Genomic DNA, 5,686 nt, shown 5'->3' with positions numbered 1-5,686 from the left:
TCCTCCAGATCGACACCGCCGGCTGACCCCGCGCCCGGATCATCGGCTTGTAGGCACTACACCTCGCACCCACGCGCACCCAAAACCGCAGGTCAACGGCCTGATCCATGCCCACAAGATCACTTAGCTGCGGAACTCAGGGTAGATGGCCGGGCTCACGGTGCGCGTTGTGGTGCCAAGGATGGTGCCCTTGACAGCGCGAAAGACGGCCAAGACGATGGAGCGAGAGCCGCAACTGACGACCATCGCGCTGAGCCAGAACGCCCACAGCAGGGGCTTCGGGCGCGGCCGGGTCAAGATGACCAGGACAACCGCGAGGAGCTGCACCGCCAGCGACGCGGCATTGGCGAATGCCAAACCGATGATGTGCTGCATCCAACGCTCCCCCGGTGCTCGTGCGACGTGTGAACACTACTGAGAACCGCTCACCTCGCAACATCGCGACGTCGATGGTGACCGCCGCGCCGAGGCGCACATCGCCGAGCTGACCCGCCGCCACCCGCGCGCAACCCCTGGCCGGCCGGCACCCGGATCATGATCGCCCGCCGGGAGTTCCACCCCCTGGCGCCCAGCTGCGCCTGACCGACGTCGAGGGCCGGGGACCACCATGTTCGCCACCAACTTGGCCGCAGGTCGGGTCGCCGAGCTGGAGCTGCGGCACCGGATGCACGCCCGCACCGAGGACCGCATCCGCGCCCGGAAGGACACCGGGCTGCGCAAGCTGCCTCTGCAGCAGTTCACCAAGAATATGATCTGGCTCGAACTCGTCCAGCTCGCCGCCGAGCTGCTCACCTGGACCCAGACGCTCGCCTTCATTGGCAGCATCGCGAGGTTCTGGGAGCCCAAACGACTCCGGCTACGCATCCTGCACGTCGCCGGCCGGCTCGTCACCAGCGCACGCCGCCGCTGGCTGCGACTTCCCCGGGCTGGCGGTGGAGCGAGCTGATCACCCGCGTTCACGCCCGCCTGCACGCCCCGACCTGAACCCCCCACCACACGCCACCGGACAAGCGGCGCCACGAACGCCCAGGATCAACCTCGCCGCCGGATCCGGCAACCCGCTGCCACCGCGCCACCGACACCTTGCCTAAGATCACAAGTGATCGAGGTTAGTGGTCTCGATGCGATGTCTTCGCTCGGTCAGTGTGACTCGGGAAGTCGAGGGGTGCGGGCGTTCAGGACCCTGTCAGAGGCCCCAGGGGAGGCCGAGCAGGTACCAGGCCAGGTAGAAGATGGTCCACACCGTTGCCAGGGCGATGAAGTAGGGCAGCATGAGGGCGATGACGGTGCCGATCCCTGAACGTCGGTCGTAGCGGGCTGCGAAGACCACGATGAGTGGGAAGTAGGCCATGATCGGGGTGACGATGTTCACCGGCGAGTCACCGACGCGGTAGGCGGCGAGCACGGCCGCAGGGTCGACCCCGAGACGCAGGAAGAGCGGAATGAAGATGGGCGCGAGCAGCGCCCACTTGGCGATTGCCTGCGGGATGATGATGCCGACCACAAGGGTGATCAGGATGGCGATCAGCAGCAGCCAGGCGGTGCCGATGTGGACGTTCTCGATGAGGTCGCCGAGCTTCACCGCCGCGACCTGCGGGATCTTGGAGTAGTTGAAGTACGCGATGAACTGCGCGATGAGCAGGAAGAGCAGCAGCAGGCCGGCCAGCCCGGCCCAGGACTTGGTGACGGCGTCGATGACGTCGGTGTTGGTGCGGATCGTGCCTGCGCCGCGCCCGTAGCCGAGGCCGGCCGCAAGGAAGAGCAGTGTGATGATGACGATCAAGCTGTCCATGAACGGCGAGGTGCCGATGATGCTGCCCGTCTGCGGGTCGCGCAACGGAGCACCCGGCAGCACCGTCAGGAGCGTGACGACCACGGCGGTGACCGCGAGGTAGATCCCCGCCAGGCGCAGTCCTCTGCTCTCCGCGCCCGGGTCCACGTCCGGGGCGTCGTCGGCTGCTTGGATGTCGCCGCTGCCGGCCTGGGGAGCGACCGAGGGGTCGTAGACCCCGAGGCGGCGTTCGACCACGCGGGAGGTGATGAAGCCCAGAACCACCGTGAGAACCACGGTCGAGCCGATCCCGAACCACAGGTTGGCCGTCAGGTCGACGGAGCGGGCGGGGTCGACGAGATGGATCGACTCGTTAGTGATCTCGGTGAGCACGGCGTCGGTTGGTGTCACGAGCAGGTTGACGCCGAACCCCCCTGCGACACCGGCGAACGCCGCGGCCATGCCCGCCAGCGGGTGGCGTCCGACGCTGAGAAAGGCGGCGGCGCCGAGGGGGATGAGCACCAGGTACCCGGCGTCCGAGGCGATGCTCGAGAGGATGCCCAGGAACACGATGATATACGTCAGCGCCCCGACGGAGGAGGCGGCGACGAGCTTGCGGATCAGCGCGGCGATGAGTCCGGACCGTTCGGCCACCCCGACGCCGATCATGACGATGAGGATGATCCCCATCGCGGTGAAGCCCATGAAGTTGTTCACGAACGAGGTGAACAGGTAGCGGATCCCGTCGACCGTGAGCAGCCCCTGGATGTGCACCGTCTCGTGCACGACGTGGTAGTCGCCCGCGGAGGGCGGCTGCGGCGGCATGATCTCGGCGGGCAGCGTCGAGCCGCCGACGTCAACCGCGTCCACGCTTTGTGACGGGGGTTTGACGACCTCGTAGCTCGCGCTGACGCCGGCCCACGCGAGCAGCTGGGAGAGCACGATGACACCCGCGCACAGCGCGAGGAACAAGATGGCCGGGTGCGGCACCTTGTTGCCGACCCGCTCGATCACGTTGAGCATGCGCTGGAACAGGCCAGGCTTCCCGGGGGCGGCCGGCGGCGCCGGCGCGTCGGCGGTGCTCACCCCTGCTCCGCCGCGCTGCGAGCGTCCGGCAGCCGCCCGAACAGGTCCGCTATCGCGAGCGTCGCCTTCTCGAGCTCGTCGAGCAACACGCGCTCGTTCGGACCGTGGATGTTGGCGTAGCCGTCCGTCGCGCCGACCAGCACGATGTCAGCCTCCGGCACCGCCTCGTGCAGGGAAGCCACCAACGGGATCGACCCGCCTGCTCCGGCGACCAGGGTCTCGGCACCCCACGCTTGGGCCCAGGCGGCCTTGGCCGCGTCGAAGGTCGGCCCGGCCATCCGTCCCCGGTAGCCCTGACCGGTCTCCTGGCCCCGAGCCTGGAGCTGGATCCCGAACGGCCGCACGGCGTTCAGGTGGCGGACGACCGCGCCCTGGGCTTCGACCGGATCCTGCTCCGGGTGGACGCGGACGTTCAGCTTCGCGCGGGCGTGCGGGGACACCGCGTTGAGCGCGTGGTCGACGGACGGCACGTCCACGCCGATGACGGTGATCGCCGGACCGGACCACACCCGTGAGCCGAGGGTCCCCGAGCCGACCAGTGGCACGCCGTCGAGCACCTCGGCGAGCCGGCGGAACTCCTCCGCGTCGGGGCCGCCACTGGGCCAGTCCTCCCGGCGCAGCCCTTCCACGGCAACGTCGCCGTTCTCATCGTGCAGCGACGCCAGCGCGTGCATGAGCGCGATGAGCGCGTCGGGTGCCGCACCGCCGTACTGGCCGCTGTGCTTGGCGGAGGCCAGCGTGCGGGCCTCGACGACGACGTTCGCCATGCCGCGCAGGGCGGCGGTCAGCGTGGGCACGCCCGGACGCACGTTGCCCATGTCCGCGATGAGCATCACGTCGGAGGCGAACCGCTGCGGGTCCTGCGCCGGGTAGGTGGTGAACGCGCCGCCCCCGACCTCCTCCAGCCCTTCGATCACGACCTTGACGCCGACCGGCGGTCGGCCGTCCCAGGCGCGCAAAGCGCCCAGGAGCGCCACGATGTTGGCCTTGCTGTCGGCGCTGCCACGGCCGTGGATCGCACCCTCGCTCAGGGTCGGCTCGAACGGCGAGGTCTCCCACAGGCTCTCGTCGCCCACCGGCACGACGTCGTAGTGGCTGTAGAGCAGCACCGTCGGTGCCCCCGGCGGCGGCCCGATCTCGGCGAACACGACCGGTGCGGTGCCCGGAAGGTCGATCCGCTCGACCGCCTCGCACCCCGCCTCCCGGAACAACCGCGCCACGAGATCGTGAGCCTCCAGAAGGGGTCTCTGGGTCTCCTCCGGGAACCCACGGACCGAAACGGACGGAACAGACACCAAGTCGACGAGGTCCTGCGTCAGCGCCGGCATCATGCCGTGCACCCGACCGCGGAGCACCTCAGGTGCTGGCTCGCTCACTGTTCCCCGCCCCTCCATGCCCGCCTGGGCAAACTAGTCGTCAGCCGGAACGCCCGCATCCTGACACCAGGCGACACGGCCGTCCAGTGCACGAGACCGATGAACGGACGCGACGGGGACCCTCAGCGACTAGGCAGCCCAACTGCCATCGGCCAGGACGCGATGTTCCAGGCCCGGCCTCAGCCGTGGGCAACGCTCGTCGACTTTCGCAGTGATACCAGCCGTCCCCCAAGCGTTCACCTCCCGGCAACACCCGTCGCCGTCATCACACCACCCCGGACGGCCACGAACGCCTGCCGCCACGGGGCTGGCAATCAAGCGCGCTTGATCGGCATTCATGACGGAGCTTGGTGAGTCTAGTGTTGCGTGTTTGAAGTTGTCTTGCGGTGAGCCTTGGTGACGATCTCGTCGGCTGTCTTGGTCCAGACGAAGGGTTCGCAGCGGTCGTTCCAGCCGTCGATGAAGGTCTCGATCGCGGTGATGAGGTCTTTGACGCTGGTGAAGGTGCCGCGGCGGATGGCTTGGCGGGTGATGATCCCGAAGACGATCTCGACCATGTTCAGCCAGGACCCCGAGGTGGGGGTGAAGTGCATGGTGACGCGGGGGTTCTTGGCCAGCCACGCCTTGACCGCGGGGTGTTTGTGGGTGGCGTAGTTGTCGGCGACCACGTGCAGCTGCACCCGCGGGTAGGCCTTGGCGACCTGCTTGAGGAACGCCAGGAACTCGGCGTTGGTGTGCCGGTCGTAGCAGGCGTCGGTCACCTTCCCGGTGGCGACCTCCAGGGCGGCGAACAAGGTGGTGGTGCCGTGGCGGACGTAGTCGTGGGTCTGCCGCTCGGGGATACCTGGTCGCAGCGGGAGGATCGGGGCGGTGCGGTCCAGGGCCTGCACCTGGGACTTCTCATCGACGCAGACCACCACGGCCTTGTCTGGGGGGTTCAGGTACAACCCGACAACGTCGCGGATCTTGGCCTCCAGCTCGGGGTCAGTGGAGAACTTGAACGTCTCCACCCGCCACGGCTGCAGGTTCCACTTCCGCCAGATCCGGGCCACCGTCGCGAAGGAGATCCCCAGCTGGTCACCCAGCAGCCGCGCCGACCAGTGCGTCACTCCCAGCCGCTCGGGCGGGGCCTCCAGCGTCGCCACCACCACCGCGACCTCGTCGTGCACCGGCGGCCGACCCGACCGAGGCAGGTCCTCCAACGCCTCCATACCGCCCGCCTCGTACCGGTTCCGCCACAACAGCACCGTCGGACCACTGACCCCGACCTGCCGGGCGATCGCCGCGTTCGCCACCCCCTGCGACGCCAGCAGCACGATCCGGGCACGCTGCGCCAGGCCCGCCTCCACCGTCGAGGACCGAAGCACAGCGTTCAACCGCGACTCATCACCAGCACGCAAGACCACCGCCGGGGCAACAGACATGCTCCATTGTCCCGAACCTCACACCACAA

4 protein-coding genes and 1 pseudogene are annotated in these 5,686 nt (G+C 68.6%); 1 reads left to right on the top strand and 4 read right to left on the bottom strand.

Going from position 1 to position 5,686, the window contains the following annotated elements; translation table 11 throughout:
- Positions 1–123: 123 nt before the first annotated feature.
- Positions 124–375, bottom strand: coding sequence for a hypothetical protein (locus VIM19_19500; protein HEY5187029.1), 252 nt, complete (start codon positions 373–375; stop codon positions 124–126).
- A 179-nt stretch (positions 376–554) separates the two neighbouring features.
- Here VIM19_19500 and VIM19_19495 point away from each other — a divergent pair.
- Positions 555–984: pseudogene (locus VIM19_19495) on the top strand (transposase).
- A gap of 202 nt (positions 985–1,186) precedes the next feature.
- Here VIM19_19495 and VIM19_19490 read toward each other — a convergent pair.
- The 3 genes from VIM19_19490 to VIM19_19480 all read right to left on the bottom strand — a co-directional run bounded on the left by VIM19_19490 (position 1,187) and on the right by VIM19_19480 (position 5,657).
- Entirely contained in the window at positions 1,187–2,857 is a 1,671-nt protein-coding gene (locus tag VIM19_19490; protein HEY5187028.1) for an AbgT family transporter, read from the bottom strand.
- The gene (locus tag VIM19_19485) at positions 2,854–4,251 is read right to left on the bottom strand and encodes a M20/M25/M40 family metallo-hydrolase (GenBank protein ID HEY5187027.1); all 1,398 of its coding nucleotides are present in this window, start codon (positions 4,249–4,251) and stop codon (positions 2,854–2,856) included. Before VIM19_19485 ends, VIM19_19490 begins: the two co-directional genes overlap by 4 nt.
- A gap of 338 nt (positions 4,252–4,589) precedes the next feature.
- Complete coding sequence (locus tag VIM19_19480) at positions 4,590–5,657, bottom strand: IS630 family transposase (protein HEY5187026.1); 1,068 nt, start codon at positions 5,655–5,657, stop codon at positions 4,590–4,592.
- Positions 5,658–5,686 lie beyond the last annotated feature (29 nt).

The organism is Actinomycetes bacterium (genome assembly GCA_036510875.1).
Lineage (GTDB): Bacteria > Actinomycetota > Actinomycetes > Prado026 > Prado026 > DATCDE01.
This window is presented reverse-complemented; position numbering and strand designations above follow the sequence as displayed.